Below are 19,084 nucleotides of genomic sequence, written 5' to 3'. Positions count from 1 at the left end.
GGGCAGCCGGCATTCTCGTATTTGAATTTTGAATCAGGAATGGCGCCACCCACCCCAATACTCCGGGTTAGTAACCCCATTGTGCTAAGTGTTTTCAGCTTCGCAATTGCAAGATCTTGCTCAGAACTGACCACCGATCGGCTTACATCAAAATATTCGTTTTCTGAATCGAGTAAATCTAAAAGGGTGCGCTGACCAATATCAAATTGTTTGCGATAGGCAATTCTCGCCTTTTCGATAGATTGTTCATTACGGAGTAAAAATACGAGTTTGCGCGTTATGCTGTCGATGTCAGTGTAGGCGATAAGTAAATTTTGCCTCACGTCGTGACAGGCTTGAACGCGGAGGTCGAAGGCTTCATCACGGAGACTTGTGAACTGTTTTCTTGCGGCGCGATCAGAGCCCCCGTTGTAAAGGTTATAGGTAAGTACCAGCTCGACAGCGCGCTCGTCGTGACGGCCTAATAGGCGGTCGATATCGTGGCCTTGTTCGGCGCGCAGACGCAAATCAAGTTTCGGGAAATAGCGAGATTTTTGTGACTTAGCGGCAGAGTCGGCGGCTGCTAACGTGGCAAGCGCTTTTTGGAGCAGCGGGCTGCTATCGTAGGCCTGACTTAATGCCTCGTCTCGAGTGCCAGGGATGCCGTCAAATGTCAGTGCCGGCTGGGGTAATTTAGTCGCGGGCATCGCTGTTACCACCCGTTGAAAACGGGTGACCACATCGTGGAGATTTGTTACATCTTGCAGCAAATTGAAATCGGCGAGGGCGAGTCGCGCGTTGGCTTGATCGAGGTCAACGCCTCGGCTGACCCCCGCATCGGCACGTTCTCCAACATGCTTGTAAATTTTCATATGTTCTTCAAGATTTTGCTCAGCGAGTACTACTAGTGCTTGGTAGCGCACCACATCGTGGTAGGCCTTTGCCGCTTCTAGGGCAACTTCTTCAGCGGTGCGCAGTAGCTCGTAATAGGCGGCTCGCTGAGCGTGACTAAGCTCGCCGCTGCGGTGCTTAGTAGCAAACCCATCAAACAGCATTTGCGTTAGCGTGAGCCGAGTGTTGTCCTCTAAATAGCTGTCTTCTGGAAAGATGGGCGTTTCCCGCGTGGTTTCGCCAAATTCTGAGGTAAGGTCAACTCGGGGAAGGTAGCCTCCCTTAGCCGATCGCAGCTCGTGGCCAGCCGCCTTGTAGGCATGTAGGCTAGCTTGGACGCTGGGATTATTAACTACCGCGTGTTTAATAGCTTGCTCGAAATCACTGATAACCTCAGTCGCCGCAACGTATAGCGAAAAGGAGGTCAGAACGCAGCATATAACTAATTTACTAAGTTGGCTTTTCATTGGCTTTCCCTGCAAGGATATTTAACCCGAAATTAGCGAGAACAGCTCATAATCTCTATAAGGTATAGCAGACCCTTCGAGATAAGCAACCCGAAAGCCTATAGCAGGAGGTGGATGTTTGTAATGTATTTTTATTGTTTTAAATCATAATGTTACTAGCGAATATGTGATTTTCATAATGGTCGAATTTTTTGGATTTTTGCAGCTGTATCTGGCTTATGCCTCGTAGCGAACAGCAGAAAAAGTTATTGTTTCTTTGTCCGTTTTAGATCTTGGTTGGAATTTGATCGGCGCGGTTCAAGCTAATTAGACTGGTATTGTGGGCGATAAAAAGTGCTATGAATGGCGAGGAAAAGCTCGAGTGGAAGCAAGGGGGGTAGATGTTTCGGATAGGGAATTTACTTTAAAAGTATAAAGAAGTGAGCTTCACGAATTGGTGGCGTGTATGGATGTTAGTACGGTGATTTCGACTAACTTCGATAAAATATATGAAACTGTACTTCTGCTTCTAACATATTAGATTAGCTTGACTTTATGAGGCTAATTTTAATGCCTCCGGACTGACGCCGCGGCTAGCGATATTATGCTGGGTTATAAGGGCGCGATAATATTGGCTGTGGCTTAGGGGATTATTCCCCGCTGGGCGGTGATAGTTCAGATGTCTTGTTGAGCTGCAGCGGTAATGACGCATTGAGGGATGGCGGCGCGACCTTCGAGTCCCAACAACATATTACCCTGAAGGGTGTTGATCTTGCTGGAGCGGAAACCTTGAGTGACCAAGATATTTTCGTCAGCTTACTCGCTAACGGTAATTTGATTGTTGATTAAGCGAACCCAACTGTTGTCTGTAATCATAGTGTAGTTTCCGTAGTGCATTTCTAGAGGCTCAGTGACATGCGCGACGGAAATTTAGGTATATTCAACGCTTATTCACAATATTTGGCCAATTTCTATGTTGCGCAACTCTGCGTGGTTTATCATGCTGGGATACGTTTTCGCTTTAGGTTGGTTTACATCATGTCGCCTTCTTGCACCACTACTCGATTCACCCCGATACCTTTCAGGGGTGCTCGGTGTTAGGCAATTACCGCTTTGCCTTAGTTGACCTAGAAACCACGGGTGGGCAGGCCAGCCAAGATCACATAATGGAAGTGGCTGTGCGCGTTGTTGGCGGCGAAGTGGATCTAGAATGGGAGTCTTTAATAGATCCACTTTGTTCAGTGCCTTCATTTATTCAGAGTCTTACTGGTATTAGTAGCAGTATGTTGCGCGGTAAACCACGCTTTGCCGACGTGCAGGAATTGCTGTGGTCGTATTTGGATGATGCCATTTTAGTTGCTCATAATGCCCGCTTTGATGCTGGGTTTTTGCGGGCTAATTTTGCGCGTTATGGCCGCGACTATCAGCCCCGTGTTTTATGTACGCTGAAACTGGCGCGGACACTTTACCCCGATTGGCCAAAACACGGTTTAGAGGCCATTTGTGAACGTATCGGTTTTTACTCGGAAGTGCATCACCGGGCGATGGCCGATGTCGACGCGATGAAAGCTTTTCTCGACTACGCCCGCGCAGATAAAGGCGAAGCCGTTTTTAATTTTGAAGTTGGATTGCTGCTGGGCATGCCGGTGCTGCCACCGTCGATGAGTCAGGCCGATATTGATGCGATTCCCTGTCAGGCGGGCATCTATCGGTTATTGGGCGAGGCCGGGGAATTATTGTACCTAGGCACTGCTAGGTCTCTGCAGGAGCAGGTGCTCTCTCATTTTGAGAACCCCACAGGGGACAGTAAAGCGGCAAAATTGGTGCGTCGAGTCGATTCTGTGCAGTGGCAAGTACTGGCCGGAGAATTATCTGCGGGCTTACATTTAAGTGCCGCCCTGCGTCACGAAAAGCCATTACTTCAACGCCGTGCTAAAGCTTTGGGCAAGGCCTGTTGTGTGCGCTTTATCACGGACGACCGTGGCGAGCTACAGCTGCGATTGCGTTCTGGCTTGCCCGCCAATATAGCGTCGACTGGTGAGTCAGTTGCGCTATTTCGCGAGCGTAAACACGCTAAAACCCGTATCAGAGAGTTGGCAAAGGAGCATCAGCTGTGTCTGCGACGTTTGGCAGTGCTTGTTGAAGGGGAGCTTTGTGAGTGTGGTGCTTGCATTTTAACTGCAGAGAAATCCGGTGGTTCGCCTCTCGCGCCAACAGCAGAAACAGCGGCTGATTTTTCCGCGCAAGTAAAAGTGGCGTTTGCCGGATATTTGTATGCGCCATGGCCCTTTGCTGAGCCAGTGTTGGTTCATGAGGATAATGGGGCGGGCCGTAGCGAATGGCATTTAGTGCACGACTGGCGGCATTTCGGCAGCTTCCGTTGGGACGCTGAACGCGGGCAGTTGTTTGAGTTAAGTGGCGAGGCTAAACCGCTAGATTTAGCTGCAGCACGCCGTATATGTGATCAAACCCAAGAGTTTCGTTACGAGCATTATCGATTATTCCGAGCTTTTCAGCATGATTTGGCTTGGCAGCCCTTGTCACAATTTAATGTGGCAATAAGCGATGACTGCGTGACGTGAACTCAGTCTCTACCCCCGCGTCCTAATCAGGTATAATCGCCGTCAACATATTAGTCCTATTTAATACAGCTGCTTGCGCTTGTGGCGCAGCAGCAGATCAGTGAGATTCTCCTATGGCCATTTCTTCGTTTCATCCTCCTCTTCGCACTTTGATGGGTCCAGGTCCTTCTGATGTGCATCCGCGTATCCTTGAAGCGCTGGGTCGGCCAACACTGGGCCATCTCGACCCATTGTTTGTGGGCATGATGGATGAAACCAAAGAACTGTTGAAGTATGCGTTTCAAACCAGCAATGAGTTGACCTTACCCATTTCTGCGCCGGGTTCAGCCGGCATGGAAGCTTGTTTTGTTAATTTGCTTGAGCCCGGTGATAAGGCGCTGGTTTGTGTGAACGGCGTATTTGGCAATCGGATGATTGAGAATGTGACGCGTTGTGGCGCTACTGCGATCCGCTTGGATTTTGCTTGGGGTACAGCTGTTGAGCCCGCCGCTGTTGAGGCGGCTTTAAAAGAGCACGCCGATATTAAAGTGTTGGCTTTTGTTCACGCCGAAACTTCGACTGGTGCGCTGAGCGATGCCGAAGCCCTGTGTGGTTTGGCGAAGCAATACGGTTGCTTGAGCATTGTTGATGCGGTGACCTCAATGGGTGGTGTGCCCTTATTGGTAGATAAGTGGCAGGCTGATGCCGTCTATTCGGGTAGCCAGAAGTGCTTGTCGTGCACACCGGGCTTATCGCCGGTGACCTTCAGCCCAGCGGCAGTGGCAGCTATTAAGGCACGTAAGCACCCAGTGCAGAGCTGGTTCTTAGATATGAATCTTATTTTGGGCTATTGGGGTGAGGGCGGAAAGCGTGCCTACCACCACACCGCACCGGTAAATGCCTTGTATGGCTTGCATGAATCTCTCGTTATGCTGCAAGAAGAGGGCTTAGAGAATGCATGGCAGCGTCATGCCACCATGCACAACGCCTTGGCGGCTGGCTTAGAAAGCTTAGGTATTCAATTTGTGGTGGCGGCCGAGCAACGCTTGCCCCAGCTCAACAGCGTTTATATTCCTGATGGCGTAGACGACGCAACTACCCGTCAATACTTGCTGGCCAACCATGATTTAGAAATTGGCGCTGGACTGGGTGATCTTGCCGGTAAGGTATGGCGTATTGGCTTGATGGGCTATAGCGCTAAACCTGAAAATATTCGTATGCTGTTGTCAGCATTGGCCGCGGCAATGCTTGCGCAAGGTTACAAATGTGATGCTAATGCAGCACTTGCTGCTGCTGAGGCTGTATTGGCGTAAATATAGTCATTACAGAATTTTTTGCAGTGGCTAATTATCTGCTAATCTTCAGTTGTCTGTATTTTTGCTAATTAGTTGATGAGTGAGTTGATGTGAATTCAAGTACCCCTTTGATTGATCAGATCCGAACGGATTTGCTGCAGGCAATTGAGAATGATGCAATTGTGCTGCCGACCTTGCCTGAAGTGGCTTTGGAGATCCGTGAGGCGGCCAGCGATCCCGAGGTCAATATTGGTATGCTTGCTACTATTATTGAGAACGACAGTTCGATCGCTGCGAGAATTTTACGGGTTGCTAATAGTTCTCTGTTGCGGGGGTTGCAACCGATCAATGACGTAAAGGGCGCAATAGGTCGCATAGGTTTGGGTTACACCAGCACCTTGGTCACAACCTTGGCAATGCAGCAAATTTTTCTGTCTACCAAAGAGTCCTTAAATCAGCGCATGCGTAGTATTTGGGTGCAGAGTACGGATGTTGCTGCAATATCTTATACTCTGGCGACATCGCAGGCGCATCTTAAGCCTGAGTTGGCGACACTTGCGGGTATCATTCATCAAATAGGTGCGCTCCCTATTTTGTCCTATGCCGTTGGTCGGGGGTTCCTGCGCGATCACCCTGAGTTATTGGATCAGGCCTTGTTGCGGCTAAGTCCTGAGGTGGGTCGGCGCATACTAGAAGTCTGGGGCTTTGCTGATGAGCTGATTGCTGTTCCGGAAGGCTGTGCCGACTTTCAGCGCGATGTTAAAACAGCGGACTATGCGGATGTTGTCACTGTGGCGAGATTGCAGACCTATGTCGGCACTCAGCATCCATTAGCGGAAGTAGATTGGGCTGAAGTGAAGGCCTTTGAACGACTCGGTTTGCCCGTGACGCCAGGTAAGGGCGATGAGGCTTATCAGCAGCAGATCGAATTAATGCAGGGCATGTTGCGCGACTGATGAAAACCGATCGCGCTGCATGTCGGTTGATTTGATGAGCAGCGCGTCCCCCTCTGATTTATATCCCTTTTAAAGCTCCTAGGTAAATAATCTGGGCGTGATGGCTTAGTCTTTTGGCTGGGCGTCAAACTGCTGGCCGTTGACCTTAGCGCTGGCATCGCTCATTAAATATAAATACAGCGGCATAATCTCTTCAGGTAGCGGGTTGTCCTGAGGATTTTCGCCGGGATAGGCCGTGCGGCGCATGACGGTTTGGGTGGCGCCGGGATTGATCGTGTTCACTCTGGTGTTGTTCAGCTCAAACTCTTCATCAGCGAGTACTTGCATAAAACCTTCTGTGGCAAATTTAGAGACGGCGTAGGCTCCCCAAAATGCCCGGCCTTTGCGACCAACGCTGGATGAGGTTAGGACAATAGACGCGGAGTTAGCGGCGGCCAGCATAGGCAGTAGCGCTTGGGTCATCATAAAGGCGGCGGTGATATTAACGTGTAATACGTCGTCCCAGCTGTCAATGCTGGTTTGCGCCAAGGTGCGGCGCTGTCCAAGTATGCCTGCGTTGTGGAGTAGGCCATCGAGGCGGCCAAATTCTCGTTCAATGGTATTCGCCAGCTCATCATAATCTTTCATGACCGCGCCGCGCAGATGCACCGGGTAAATAGCGGCTTGAGGGTAGCCAGCAGCCTCAATTTCGTCGTAGACCGCTTCTAGTTTTTCGACGGTGCGGCCCAGTAATATTACGGTGGCGCCGTGTTCTGCAAAGCTTAATGACGCTGCGCGGCCAATGCCGTCGCCAGCGCCGGTGACTAAAATGGTTTTGCCCGCCAAGCACTGGGGGGCGGCAATAAAATCATTGGGGAGGCTTAGGGGCACGGAGTATCCTCAGGTTTGCGATGCTTGGAGTTGGCTTAGGAGTGGAATTAAATCTGCTGCTTGAGAAACAATATAGTCTGCGCCCCAGCTTTCGGCGCTATCACCGGCTGAGACATAGCCGTAAGCGCAGGCCACGGTGCGCATGCTGGCATTGCGGCCAGCATCGATATCTCGGCGGTGGTCGCCAACATAAATGGCGTGAGCAGGCGGGCAGTCGATTTCTTTGCAAGCCAAATAAATAGGCTCTGGATGTGGCTTGCGATTTGTCACATGGTCGGGGCATATCGCGGTGGCGCAGCGTTGGTCTAAGCCCATTGCGATGAGTAGGGGCTCGGTATAACGGGCGGGCTTATTGGTCACAATCCCCCATTGCATGCCGAGGCTTTCAATGTGATCTAGGGTCTCGCTCATGCCCGGGAAGAGGGTGGTGCTTACCGCGAGCTGGGCTAGGTAGCGATCGAGAAATTCGTCGAGCAGGGCTTGGTAGCCGGCTTCTCCTTCTTGCTGTTGAAAGCCAAGGCTGACCACCGCGCGGGCGCCATCGGAAACCCGTTTGCGCACCTCGTCATAGTTCTGTAGTGCCAATTTTCGCTCGGCGAGCATGGCGTTTAACACCGCAGTGAAATCCGCTGCGGTGTCGAGCAGGGTGCCATCCAGATCAAACAATACGGCTTTTAGCATTACAGAGGCTTCTTGACGTGAATCATATAATTGACGTCGACATCTTTATCATTAAGACGATAAGTGCGCAGAATCGGGTTGTAGGTCAAACCCGTCATGTGCTGCAGTTGTAAGTCGGCTTGACGCACCCAATTGGCCAGCTCGGCAGGGCGAATAAAGCGACTAAAATCGTGGGTGCCCCGGGGCAGCATTTTTAATAAATACTCGGCGCCGACAATGGCAAACATAAACGCCTTGGGGTTGCGGTTGATGGTGGAGAAATAGATATCGCCACCAGGCTTGCAGAGTTTGGCGCAGGCGCGAATCACTGAGGATGGGTCGGGTACATGCTCAAGCATTTCTAGGCATGTCACTACGTCATAACAGCCGGCCTCGTCTTCGGCTAATTCTTCGGCAGTGATTTGAAAATACTCAACCTTGGTGCCGGATTCTAGCTGGTGCATGCGCGCGACATTTAGCGGGGTTTCGCCCATGTCGATGCCTTTGACCTTGGCGCCGCGCTGGGCCATGGATTCAGACAGAATACCGCCCCCGCAACCCACGTCGACGACTTTGCGTTCGGCCAAAGGAGAGCGTTCATCTATATAGTTAACGCGCAGTGGATTGATATCGTGCAGCGGTTTAAATTCGCTATTGCGATCCCACCAGCGGTGGGCCAGTTCTTCAAACTTGGCAATTTCTGCTGGGTCAACATTATTGCCCGTGGTGTTTGAGTGAGCCTGCTGCATTTTATTCTCCACTAATTTTTTTGCGCCAGAGCTCAGCGCGGGCAATGATGTCCCGGCTGTCTAGCGTGGTCAGTTCGCCATTATCCAGCACCTTGCGGCCCATGATCCAGCTATAGCGAACCCGATGGCCAATATTGGTGTATACGATTTGCGATACGGGGTTGTAAATGGGTTGTTGCTCTAGTGCCGACAGATCTATAGCAATGATGTCGGCCTGCTTGCCGACTTCAATACTGCCCACCAAGTGATCGATGCCCAAGGCTTTTGCACCGTTGATCGTGGCCATTTCTAAGGCGTAGCTGTCGGGTAGGGCGCTGGCGTCTCCTGCCACGGCTTTGCCCAGTAGGGCCGCAGTGCGCATTTCGCCAAACAAGTCGAGGTCGTTATTACTGGCGGCGCCGTCGGTGCCAAGAGCAACATTCATACCCGCCTTGCGCATTTTCTCGATAGGTGAAAAGCCGCTGGCCAGTTTTAAATTGGACTCGGGGCAGTGCACCGCGTGGCAGCCATGGCTGGCGAGCGTAGTGATATCTTCGTCACTGAGGGCGGCTAGATGCACGCATTGGGTCTTGGGGCCGAGCAGGCCCAGTTCGGCGAGGCGGGCGATGGGCCGTTTGCCGGATTGCGCCACGGCGTCATCCACTTCCTGCTGAGTTTCATGAAGGTGGATTTGAATCGGTACGTCGAGCTCAGCAGCAAAGGTCACAATGCGTTGCATGGCCTCATCGCCGACGGTGTAGGGCGCGTGGGGGCCAAAGGCAATATTAATTAGCTCACTGTATTTGTGTTCGTCGAGCAGGGCCAAACCTTTGCGGAAGTAGTCGTCTGGCCCGCTGCCCCAAGCGCAGGGGAAATCGAAGATCGGGAAGCTGAGCTGGGCGCGAATACCGGCTTTGCGGACCACTTGCGCAGTGATCTCAGGGAAAAAGTACATGTCACTAAAAGTCGTAGTACCGCTACGTAGCATTTCGGCAATGGCCAGTTCGCTGCCATCGCGGACAAACTCTTCATTAACCCATTGGCCCTCGGCAGGCCAGATATAGTCATTTAACCAAGTGTGTAAGGCCTTGTCGTCGGCCATACCGCGAAATAGGCTCATCGCGGCGTGGCCGTGGGCGTTGATTAAGCCGGGCATAACCGCGTGGTGTTTGAGGTGTAATGTTTCCTCCGCGGCAATGCTCTGCGCTTCATCTGCTGGCAGAATGGCGCTGATTTTACCGTCGCTAATGGCAATGGCATAGTCGGCAAGCGGCGCGCTATTCGGAGTGATCGGGATTATCCAGCGGGCAAAAATCAGAGTGTCGGCGCGATTGTTTGTGGGGGCAGGCATAGGGCTGTCCGGATCCTGTTGGGCAAAGTCGCCAGTATACCCGCAAAAGGCGCGGCTGTGGGCTGAATTGTGGTGATAGCGCATTGATTTACGGCGATTTTGAACTGTCTTAGGCTGTTGAAATTATGCTATGATTGCCGCTTTATTTTCTGCTTCGAGCTGTTGCGTCGCTTGCGGTGATGGCGTCAGTGCTGGCTTAAATACCGGATGCGGCCGATTTCTCAGCGCCAATGCTGCGAAGCGAGCATCCATAATAAGGAATTACCCCGTTCATGGCTGATATAGCTAAAGAGATTTTGCCGGTCAATATTGAGGATGAGCTAAAACAGTCCTACCTCGATTATGCAATGAGCGTTATTGTGGGTCGGGCACTTCCCGACGTCCGGGATGGTTTGAAACCGGTTCACCGCCGGGTATTGTTCGCCATGAGCGAGCTCAATAACGATTGGAATAAGGGCTACAAGAAGTCGGCCCGTGTCGTTGGTGATGTTATTGGTAAATACCATCCCCACGGCGATTCTGCGGTATATGACACCATCGTTCGCATGGCGCAGCCCTTCTCGCTGCGCTATATGCTGGTCGACGGTCAAGGTAACTTCGGTTCCATCGACGGTGATAATGCCGCGGCGATGCGTTATACCGAAATTCGTATGCGCAAAATTGCCCATGAAATCCTCGCTGATCTCGACAAAGAGACCGTGGATTGGGTGCCAAACTACGACGGCACTGAGCAAATTCCAGAAGTCATGCCAACGAAGATTCCTGCGCTGCTGATTAACGGCTCCTCAGGTATCGCGGTAGGTATGGCGACCAATATTCCGCCTCACAACTTGACCGAAGTGATTAACGGTTGCTTGGCAACCCTCGATAATCCGGATATCACCGTTGAAGAGTTGATGGAGCATATCCCCGGCCCAGACTTCCCGACGGCGGCAATTATTAACGGCCGTGCAGGTATCGTAGAGGCTTATAAGACCGGTCGCGGCCGCATTTATATTCGCGCTCGTGCCGAGGTCATCATCGATGAAAAGACTCACCGTGAAACGATTCTCATCCACGAACTGCCGTATCAGGTTAACAAGGCGCGGTTGATCGAGAAAATCGCCGAGTTGGTTAAAGAGAAGAAAATTGAAGGCATTTCAGAACTGCGCGACGAATCTGATAAGGACGGTTTGCGGGTAGTCATTGAGATGAAACGTGGCGAAAGCGGCGAAGTTGTCTTAAACAACCTATATGCCCAGACCCAGCTGCAGAATGTATTTGGCATTAATATTGTCGCGCTGGTCGATAAACAGCCACGTATTCTAAATTTAAAGCAGCTTATTGAATACTTTATTCGCCACCGCCGCGAAGTCGTTACCCGCCGTACCGTCTATTTGCTGCGCAAGGCACGGGAACGTGGACATGTATTGGAAGGTCTCGCCATTGCGATTTCCAATATTGATGAAATTATTGCCATGATCAAGGCCTCGGCCACCACCCAAGAAGCCAAAGATAATCTGATTTCGCGTCCTTGGAAATTGGGTGACGTTGCTGGCATGTTAGAGCGCGCTGGCGAAAATGCGTGTCGGCCAGATGATTTGGAAGAAATGTACGGCATGCGGGACGGCCAGTACTACCTGTCGCCAGTACAGGTTCAAGCGATTCTGGATTTGCGTTTGCAAAAGCTGACTGGCCTTGAGCACGAGAAGTTGCTGGGCGAGTATCAAGAGCGCTTACTGGAAATTGCTGAATACTTGAATATTTTGGCGAATCCAGACGTCCTGATTGCGGTGATTCGCGGTGAGCTTGAGCAGGTTGTGGCTGACTACGGCGATGAGCGTCGCAGTGAAATTGTTGCTTCGCATTTGGATTTGAACCACGAAGACCTGATTCCCGAAGAAGACCGCGTTGTTACCATTTCTAATGGTGGTTATGCGAAGTCACAGCCGCTGGATACCTATCAGGCTCAGCGCCGTGGTGGCATGGGTAAGTCGGCTACCTCAGTAAAAGACGAAGACTTTGTTGAGCATTTATTGGTGGTGAATACGCATACCACGATTTTGTGCTTCAGTAATATCGGTAAAGTGTATTGGTTGAAGGTATACCAAATCCCCGTTGCGGGTCGTAACTCGCGGGGTCGACCAATGGTGAATTTACTGCCATTGGGTGAGGACGAACGTATTACCTCGATATTGCCAGTCAACGAGTACACTGAAGGCTATTTCATCTTTATGGCTACCGGTTTAGGCACCGTTAAAAAGACACCGCTAGAGGCCTTTTCGCGCCAGCGCAGTGTTGGTTTGCGGGCGATTGAGCTTGATGAAGGTGATGTGCTAATTGGCACCGCAATCACTAACGGCGAAAACGATATCCTGCTGCTGACCAGTGCGGGTAAAGCTGCTCGTTTTGCTGAAAAAGACGTGCGCGCTATGGGTCGTACTGCACGTGGTGTACGTGGTATCCGTATGGATGAAGGCCAGCGCGCTATCGCGATGATTATTCCCCAAGAGGGTGGCTGCGTGTTGACCGTGTCAGAAAATGGCTACGGCAAACGTACCTTGGTTGAAGATTTCCCAGCTAAAGGGCGTGGTAACCGCGGTGTTATCGCCATGGCCATGAGCGAGCGTAACGGTCCACTCGTTGGCGCCGTGCAAGTCTTTGAGGGCGACGATCTAATGCTGATCAGTGATCAGGGCACCTTGGTGCGTACCCGCACTGACGAGGTGTCGATCTTGAGTCGTAATACCCAAGGCGTTCGGGTTATTCGTCTTAAAGAAGACGAGCACTTAGTGGGCGTGCAACGGGTAGATGAAGAAGATGAAGCGCTGCCATTGGACGAAGATGGTGAAGTTGTGATCGCGAGCGAGGCGGATGTTATCGCTGCTGAGCCTGATGATGCTGCCGGTGATGATGCGCCAGCGGTTGACGAATAAGTCTTCTTTACGCGAACAGTTTTAAGCAAGAAAAGGCGGTGGGGTTTGCGCCCTGCCGCTATCCAACTTTTTATCTTTGGAGTGGCAATTTAAATGGCACGTCGTTTTAATTTTTGTGCAGGCCCAGCTTCTATTCCTGAAGCCGTATTAACTGAAGCTGCAGAGCAAATGCTGGACTGGCAGGGTCGCGGTTTGTCGGTAATGGAAATGAGCCACCGCTCCGAAGAAATGGTTGGTATTGCCAATGAGGCAGAGGCCGATCTGCGTGAGTTAATGGGGATTTCCGACGACTATGCTGTGCTGTTTTTACAGGGCGGCGCTAGCAGTCAGTTTTCTGCGGTGCCTTTAAACCTGATGGGTGAAGGCAAGGTCGTTGATTATGTGAATACTGGCGAGTGGTCTAAAAAGGCCATTAAAGAAGCCAAGCGCTACGCCAATGTCAATGTGGTTGCTAGCTCTGAAGATACTAACTTCACTAGCATTCCGGCTTTCGATAGCTGGAAGCTGAGTGACGATGCGGCCTATTTGCACTACACCCCCAATGAGACCATTGGCGGCGTGGAATTCTTTTGGACGCCTGAAAGCAAGGTGCCTTTAGTGGCAGATATGTCTTCAACTATTTTGTCGCGTCCTATTGATGTGAATAAATTTGGCCTGATCTACGCTGGCGCCCAGAAGAACATCGGCCCTGCGGGTTTGACTATCGTTATTGTGCGTAAAGATCTGCTGGGTAAATCCAGCGCGATTACGCCAACCATGATGGATTATAAAACCGCTGCCGATAATGACTCTATGTACAATACTCCGCCGACGCTAGCGTGGTACTTGGCAGGTTTGGTCTTTAAATGGTTGAAGGCGCAGGGTGGCCTAGAAGCCATGGAAGTGATTAACCGCCGTAAAGCCGAAAAATTGTACGGCTATATCGATGCCAGCGGTTTTTATAGTAACCCTGTTGAGGTGGCTAGCCGTTCATTGATGAACATTCCCTTTGTTTTAGCTGACGCGAGCTTGGATAAAGCTTTCCTTGCCGGTGCTGAAGAAGCGGGCCTCCTGAATTTGAAGGGCCACCGCTCCGTGGGCGGTATGCGCGCCAGTGTTTACAATGCCGTGCCAGAAGAAGCCGTAGATGCATTGATTACTTATATGAAAGCCTTTGCCGAGCAGAACAGCTAATTACTATGAGTGAAAGCAAAACGCCGCCAGTGGATCTCAATACCCTGCGTCAGGATATCGATAGCATCGATACCCAGATTCACGAATTATTGAATAAACGCGCACGCTGCGCCCAGCAAGTGGCTGAGGTGAAACTGGCCGAGTTCGCGGCGGCCCAGCAGTTTGAGTCCAGTGGCGATAGTAATAGCTCGCAGCAATTATTATTTTACCGCCCCGAGCGCGAGGCCCAGGTCTTGGCGCGGGTGAAGGCGTCGAATAATGGCCCTTTAGCAGACGACACTGTGGCGTTTATTTTTCGCGAGATCATGTCGGCGTGCTTGGCCTTAGAAAAACCGATGGAAGTGGCTTACCTAGGCCCCGGTGGCACCTTTACCCAAGCGGCGGCCTTGAAGCATTTTGGCCACGCGGTTATTAGCGTACCTCAAGCTTCTATCGATGGCGTGTTTGCCAAAGTAGAATCCGGTCAGTGCCATTACGGCGTGGTGCCGGTAGAGAACTCTACCGAGGGTATGGTTTCTCATACGCTCGATGCCTTCATTAATTCACCGTTAAAAATTTGCGGCGAAGTTGAGCTGCGCATCCGCTTGCATCTTTTGGTGAGCAGCCAGACAGCGGGCAAAGAAATTAAACGGATATGTGCCCATCAGCAGGCTTTGGCGCAAAGTCGGCGCTGGTTGGATGCGAATTTTCCTGGTGTCGAGCGCGCTGCGGTCAGTAGCAATGGCGAAGCCGCGCGCATGGCCGCGGAGGAAGAGGGCGTCGCTGCGATTGCGGGTGATTTAGCTGAAACTCAATACGGCTTGCAGCAGCTGGCGGGCAATATTGAAGATCAACCTGATAATACCACCCGCTTTCTGATTATCGGTCGCGAAAATGTTTCGCCCAGCGGTCGCGATAAAACATCGCTGGTCGTGTCGGCTCGCAACCGTCCCGGTGCCTTGTTTAAATTGCTTGAGCCCTTTCAAAAAGCGGATGTCATGCTGACCCGCATCGATACTCGGCCCTCGCGTAGCGAAACCTGGACCTATGTGTTCTTTATTGAATTTGAAGGTCATCGCGAAGACCCTAAAATTATCGATATTCTCAATACCATTGAACAGCACTCCATTATGTTTAAAGTCTTGGGTTCTTACCCCAAGGCGGCGCTTTAGTTATGTGTTTGCCCCTAGCCCTAATGCGGAAGGTAACTGAATAGTGAGTTGCGATGTATTTGCGCTGGCGAATGCCGGTGTGCGTGGTTTACAGCCCTACCAGCCGGGCAAGCCGATTGAAGAGTTACAGCGCGAGCTGGGTTTGAGTGATGTTGTTAAGTTGGCCAGCAATGAAAACCCGCTGGGACCGTCACCGCTGGCCTTGGCTGCGGCTGAAAATGCCTTAAAAAATCTGCATCTTTACCCCGATGCCAGCGGTTTTGAACTTAAGAAAAAATTGGCAGCAAAGCTGGGTGTGACTGAGCTGCAATTTACTCTCGGCAATGGTTCGAATGATGTGCTTGACCTTATTGCTCGCACTTTTCTCGGCCCAGGCTGCTCAGCCGTTTTTTCCCAGCACGCCTTTATTGTTTACCCCATCGCCGTGCAGGCGGTGGGTGCCCGAGCGATAGTAACGCCTGCGAAAAACTGGGGTCACGACCTTGATGCCATGGTGGCGGCAATTGAAGCTGATACTCGTGTGGTGTTTATTGCCAACCCAAATAATCCCACCGGTAATTATTTAAATCGCGAAGATTTGTCCGCGTTTCTCAGCAAAGTGCCAGACCACGTTATGGTCGTGCTTGATGAAGCTTATATTGAGTTTGCTGGCGCTGATGATTTTCCTGATGGCTTAGAATTTTTAAAAACTTACCCCAATATTATCGTCACTCGCACTTTCTCTAAGGCTTATGGCCTTGCCGGTTTGCGCATTGGCTATGGAGTGAGTAGTCCAGCGACGGCAGATTTGTTAAACCGGGTGCGAGCGCCATTTAATGTTAGTGTGCCGGCCTTGGCGGCAGCCGTGGCGGTGTTGGATGACGATGATTATTTGCGTCGCAGCCAGCAGGTCAATCGCGACGGTATGCTGCAAATATGCGAGGGCCTGGATGCACTGGGTGTGACGTATATTCCATCCTTAGGAAATTTTGTGGCCTTGGAATTGTTGTGCGATGCCATGCCGGTTTACCAAAATTTATTGCGCGAAGGTGTAATTGTACGGCCAGTTGGCGTGTATCAAATGCCCAAACATTTACGGGTGTCTATTGGCCTGGAACACGAGAACCAGCGCTTTCTCGACGCGCTGAAAAAGGTGTTGGGTGTCTGAGTTTCATATAAATAAGCTTGCCATTATCGGTTTAGGGCTGATGGGTGGCTCCTTGGCTCGGGCGCTAAAAGCGCAGGGCGCCGTAGGGCAGGTTGTCGCGACTGGCCGTCGAGCACCGTCGTTAGAAAAAGGTTTGGCGCTTGGTGTTATCGATGCGTGGACCCTCGATATGGCGGAAGCGGTGGTCAATGCTGACGTTGTGGTGATCGCCACGCCGACCTTGATTGCTGAAAAAGTGCTGGCTGAGCTGGCGCCGCTAATGACCCCCGCTATGATCGTGACCGATGTTGCCAGTGTTAAGGGCAATATGCAGCGCGCCGCCGAGCGCGTATTTGGCGAGGTGCCCGCTAATTTTGTGATGGGCCACCCCATTGCTGGGTCTGAGCAGAGTGGCGTAGAGGCGGCCACCGTCGATTTGTTTTTAGACCACCGTGTGATTCTAACGCCTTTGTCGACTACCTCTGAGCCAGCGACAGCACTGATACAGGCGATGTGGGAGGCTTGCGGCGCCGAAGTGGTGTGCATGGACGTCGCGGAGCACGACTCGGTATTGGCCGCGACCAGTCATTTGCCCCATGTCTTGGCTTATACCCTTGTCGATGCCCTTGCCCAAAACGGATCGGCGGCGGATATTTTTCGTTTTGCCGCAGGCGGTTTTCGCGACTTCACCCGTATTGCCTCCAGCGACCCGACCATGTGGCACGATATCGCCCTTGCCAATCAAGACGCAATATTGCAGGGCATAGATGATTTCAGTGCCCATTTAGACAAAGTCCGCGCGGCGATTGCCAGCGGTGATGGCGATAGCCTTTATGCCACCTTTGATCGTGCTAAGCGCGCCCGTGACGAACACTTTTTGGGGCAGTATCTCAGTCGGCAAAAGAAATCGCCCTCATCTTAATTTGCTTATTAAAGAGAATCTAATCGTGGAATTCCTATTGCAGCCCGGTGGTCAGATGCGCGGTACAGCCCGTGTTCCAGGCGATAAATCTATTTCTCACCGCTCTATTATGCTTGGTGCTATTGCAGACGGCATCACCACTGTGGACGGGTTTCTTGAAGGTGAGGACGCGCTGTCTACACTTAAAGCGTTTCAGGCCATGGGTGTGCAAATTGACGGGCCCGAAGATGGTCGCGTGGTGATTCACGGTGTCGGCCGCGATGGTTTAAAAGCGCCGGCGGGTGATTTGTATGTCGGTAACTCCGGCACCTCAATGCGGCTCTTGGCCGGTTTGTTGGCGGGCCAGAACTTTGATGTGACTATGACCGGTGATGTATCGCTGAGCAAGCGGCCCATGGAGCGTGTTGCTGCGCCGCTGCGGGCAATGGGCGCGGTAGTGGAAACTGGGGAGGGTGGTCGGCCCCCCTTAACCCTGCGCGGCGGCAGTAAATTACAGGGTATTGATTACGTGTTACCCATGGCCAGTGCTCAGGTCAAATCTTGCGTGCTATTGGCTGGCTTATACGCGGAAGGTCAAACGCGCACCACCGAGCCGGCGCCGACTCGGGATCACAGCGAGCGCATGTTGCGGGGTTTTGGCTACGACGTTCAGGTTTCTGGGCCAGTCGCGAGCTTGCAGGGCGGCGGCCGTTTGTCGGCGGTGCATATCGATGTGCCTGCGGATATCTCCTCGGCGGCCTTTTTTATGGTGGCGGCGAGTATTTGCCCAGATGCCGATTTGACGCTCGAACACGTCGGCATTAACCCGACCCGCGTTGGTGTGATCAATATTCTTCGCGCCATGGGTGGCGATATTACTGTTTTTAATGAGCGCGAGGTCGGCGGTGAGCCAGTCGCCGATATTCGTATTCGCCATGCTAAGCTTAAAGGCATTAATATTCTTGAAGATCAGGTGCCCTTGGCGATAGACGAATTCCCAGTGCTGTTTGTGGCTGCAGCCTGCGCTGAAGGTCGCACAGTGCTGACTGGCGCCGAAGAGCTGCGAGTTAAAGAGAGTGATCGCATTCAGGTGATGGCAGATGGCCTTCAGGCCATGGGTATTTCGGCTCAGCCCACCGAAGACGGTATTGTTATTGACGGCGGCCAAATTACCGGCGCTACTGTTAACAGTCATCACGATCACCGAATCGCCATGTCTTTTGCCGTGGCTTCCTTGCGCGCGACTGAGGTCATTCGAATCCAAGATTGTGACAATGTCGCGACCTCGTTTCCTAACTTTGTTGAATTGGCAGCGGGCTTGGGCATGAATATAGAGGCATTGGTATGAGTGAAATAGCGGTGCCGGTAATAGCTATCGATGGTCCCAGTGGCTCAGGTAAAGGCACCTTGTGCCAGACCTTGGCGCGTCATTTTGGTTGGCATTTATTAGACAGCGGCGCCTTGTACCGATTAACCGGTATGGCCGCCGATCGTCACGGCGTGGCGTTGGACGACGAGCTGGCCGTTGCCGAACTGGCTAAAAATTTAGATGTGCAGTTTGTGCCCGGCGCAGCAGGCGAGCCGACCTCGGTATTGCTTGAAGGTGATGACGTGAGCGGCGAACTGCGCACCGAGAAAACCGGCCTGTTAGCCTCGAAAGTGGCGGTTTTGGGTGCCGTGCGCAGCGCTTTATTGCAGCGCCAGCGTGACTTTGCTCAGGCGCCGGGCTTGGTTGCTGACGGCAGGGATATGGGTACGGTGGTGTTTACCGACGCGCCATTGAAGATATTTCTAACCGCCAGCGCCGAGGAACGCGCGCAGCGGCGCTATAAGCAGTTGAAATCAAAGGGTGATGATGTTAATCTCGCGACCCTTTTATTGGAGATTCAGGCTCGAGATAAGCGAGATTCTGAGCGCGAACTGGCTCCTTTAAAGCCCGCTGCTGACGCGATACAACTTGATAGCAGCGGTTTAGGAATAGAAGAAGTGTTCGAACGGGTGTTGGCGGAAGCCAAGATTCGACTGCCTAGCTTGTAAAAGCGGGCAAAAAACCGTCACAGACAGCGCAAATACCAGCTGGC

16 protein-coding genes are annotated in these 19,084 nt (G+C 51.9%); 11 read left to right on the top strand and 5 right to left on the bottom strand.

Annotation, left to right across the window (positions count from 1 at the left end; all coding sequences use genetic code 11):
• A partial coding sequence (locus ABYT30_RS06755) for a TolC family outer membrane protein (RefSeq protein ID WP_373095734.1) occupies window positions 1-1,337 on the bottom strand: 1,337 nt, incomplete at its 3' end.
• Between the two features lie 666 nt (window positions 1,338-2,003).
• On the opposite strand from ABYT30_RS06755, the gene ABYT30_RS06750 reads away from it, so the two are divergent.
• The 4 genes from ABYT30_RS06750 (at window position 2,004) to ABYT30_RS06735 (ending at window position 6,128) form a co-directional block, all read left to right on the top strand.
• Entirely contained in the window at window positions 2,004-2,165 is a 162-nt protein-coding gene (locus ABYT30_RS06750) for a type I secretion C-terminal target domain-containing protein (RefSeq protein WP_373095732.1), read from the top strand.
• Between the two features lie 245 nt (window positions 2,166-2,410).
• Window positions 2,411-3,898, top strand: coding sequence for an exonuclease domain-containing protein (locus tag ABYT30_RS06745; protein ID WP_373095730.1), 1,488 nt, complete (start codon window positions 2,411-2,413; stop codon window positions 3,896-3,898).
• A gap of 113 nt (window positions 3,899-4,011) precedes the next feature.
• Window positions 4,012-5,190, top strand: coding sequence for an alanine--glyoxylate aminotransferase family protein (locus ABYT30_RS06740; protein WP_373080766.1), 1,179 nt, complete (start codon window positions 4,012-4,014; stop codon window positions 5,188-5,190).
• A 92-nt stretch (window positions 5,191-5,282) separates the two neighbouring features.
• Entirely contained in the window at window positions 5,283-6,128 is an 846-nt protein-coding gene (locus ABYT30_RS06735; RefSeq protein WP_373080767.1) for an HDOD domain-containing protein, read from the top strand.
• 105 nt (window positions 6,129-6,233) lie between these two features.
• Here the strand turns inward: ABYT30_RS06735 and ABYT30_RS06730 are convergent, their stop codons facing one another.
• From ABYT30_RS06730 to ABYT30_RS06715, 4 genes are read right to left on the bottom strand one after another with little or no spacing between them, the layout of a single operon-like run.
• Window positions 6,234-6,998, bottom strand: coding sequence for a YciK family oxidoreductase (locus ABYT30_RS06730; protein WP_373095728.1), 765 nt, complete (start codon window positions 6,996-6,998; stop codon window positions 6,234-6,236).
• A 9-nt stretch (window positions 6,999-7,007) separates the two neighbouring features.
• Window positions 7,008-7,679 carry an HAD-IA family hydrolase gene (locus ABYT30_RS06725; protein WP_373080771.1) on the bottom strand — a complete coding sequence of 224 codons (672 nt, stop codon included), beginning with the start codon at window positions 7,677-7,679 and terminating at the stop codon, window positions 7,008-7,010.
• Window positions 7,679-8,407, bottom strand: a complete 729-nt coding sequence (ubiG, locus tag ABYT30_RS06720) for a bifunctional 2-polyprenyl-6-hydroxyphenol methylase/3-demethylubiquinol 3-O-methyltransferase UbiG (protein WP_373080773.1) — start codon at window positions 8,405-8,407, stop codon at window positions 7,679-7,681. Before ubiG ends, ABYT30_RS06725 begins: the two co-directional genes overlap by 1 nt.
• A 1-nt stretch (window position 8,408) precedes the next feature.
• Window positions 8,409-9,737 carry a TRZ/ATZ family hydrolase gene (locus ABYT30_RS06715; protein WP_373095726.1) on the bottom strand — a complete coding sequence of 443 codons (1,329 nt, stop codon included), beginning with the start codon at window positions 9,735-9,737 and terminating at the stop codon, window positions 8,409-8,411.
• Between the two features lie 272 nt (window positions 9,738-10,009).
• Here ABYT30_RS06715 and gyrA point away from each other — a divergent pair, with 272 nt between their 5' ends.
• The 7 genes from gyrA to cmk all read left to right on the top strand — a co-directional run bounded on the left by gyrA (window position 10,010) and on the right by cmk (window position 19,040).
• Entirely contained in the window at window positions 10,010-12,652 is a 2,643-nt protein-coding gene (gene gyrA / locus ABYT30_RS06710; protein WP_373080777.1) for a DNA gyrase subunit A, read from the top strand.
• A gap of 93 nt (window positions 12,653-12,745) precedes the next feature.
• Complete coding sequence (gene serC, locus ABYT30_RS06705) at window positions 12,746-13,825, top strand: 3-phosphoserine/phosphohydroxythreonine transaminase (RefSeq protein ID WP_373095724.1); 1,080 nt, start codon at window positions 12,746-12,748, stop codon at window positions 13,823-13,825.
• Window positions 13,826-13,830: 5 nt separating this feature from the next.
• Window positions 13,831-14,976 carry a prephenate dehydratase gene (gene pheA, locus ABYT30_RS06700; protein ID WP_373080780.1) on the top strand — a complete coding sequence of 382 codons (1,146 nt, stop codon included), beginning with the start codon at window positions 13,831-13,833 and terminating at the stop codon, window positions 14,974-14,976.
• Window positions 14,977-15,019: 43 nt separating this feature from the next.
• A complete protein-coding gene (gene hisC, locus ABYT30_RS06695; RefSeq protein ID WP_373095722.1) occupies window positions 15,020-16,123 on the top strand; it encodes a histidinol-phosphate transaminase in 1,104 nt (367 codons plus the stop codon).
• On the top strand, window positions 16,116-17,024 hold the full coding sequence (locus tag ABYT30_RS06690; RefSeq protein WP_373080783.1) for a prephenate dehydrogenase/arogenate dehydrogenase family protein: 909 nt from the start codon (window positions 16,116-16,118) through the stop codon (window positions 17,022-17,024). Before hisC ends, ABYT30_RS06690 begins: the two co-directional genes overlap by 8 nt.
• A gap of 25 nt (window positions 17,025-17,049) precedes the next feature.
• Window positions 17,050-18,351, top strand: a complete 1,302-nt coding sequence (aroA, locus tag ABYT30_RS06685) for a 3-phosphoshikimate 1-carboxyvinyltransferase (protein ID WP_373080785.1) — start codon at window positions 17,050-17,052, stop codon at window positions 18,349-18,351.
• Window positions 18,348-19,040, top strand: coding sequence for a (d)CMP kinase (cmk, locus tag ABYT30_RS06680; RefSeq protein WP_373080786.1), 693 nt, complete (start codon window positions 18,348-18,350; stop codon window positions 19,038-19,040). Before aroA ends, cmk begins: the two co-directional genes overlap by 4 nt.
• Window positions 19,041-19,084: the final 44 nt, after the last annotated feature.

Source organism: Zhongshania sp., assembly GCF_041623545.1.
Taxonomy (GTDB): domain Bacteria; phylum Pseudomonadota; class Gammaproteobacteria; order Pseudomonadales; family Spongiibacteraceae; genus Spongiibacter.
The sequence above is the reverse complement of the archived record's forward strand: the minus strand, read 5'-3'. Positions and strand labels throughout refer to the sequence as shown.

Coding starts and splice junctions, on each gene's coding strand:
- gyrA (WP_373080777.1), top strand. CDS start 10,010: ATGGCTGATATAGCTAAAGAGATTTTGCCGGTCAATATTGAGGATGAG.
- ubiG (WP_373080773.1), bottom strand. CDS start 8,407: ATGCAGCAGGCTCACTCAAACACCACGGGCAATAATGTTGACCCAGCA.
- ABYT30_RS06725 (WP_373080771.1), bottom strand. CDS start 7,679: ATGCTAAAAGCCGTATTGTTTGATCTGGATGGCACCCTGCTCGACACC.
- pheA (WP_373080780.1), top strand. CDS start 13,831: ATGAGTGAAAGCAAAACGCCGCCAGTGGATCTCAATACCCTGCGTCAG.
- ABYT30_RS06740 (WP_373080766.1), top strand. CDS start 4,012: ATGGCCATTTCTTCGTTTCATCCTCCTCTTCGCACTTTGATGGGTCCA.
- serC (WP_373095724.1), top strand. CDS start 12,746: ATGGCACGTCGTTTTAATTTTTGTGCAGGCCCAGCTTCTATTCCTGAA.
- cmk (WP_373080786.1), top strand. CDS start 18,348: ATGAGTGAAATAGCGGTGCCGGTAATAGCTATCGATGGTCCCAGTGGC.
- ABYT30_RS06715 (WP_373095726.1), bottom strand. CDS start 9,737: ATGCCTGCCCCCACAAACAATCGCGCCGACACTCTGATTTTTGCCCGC.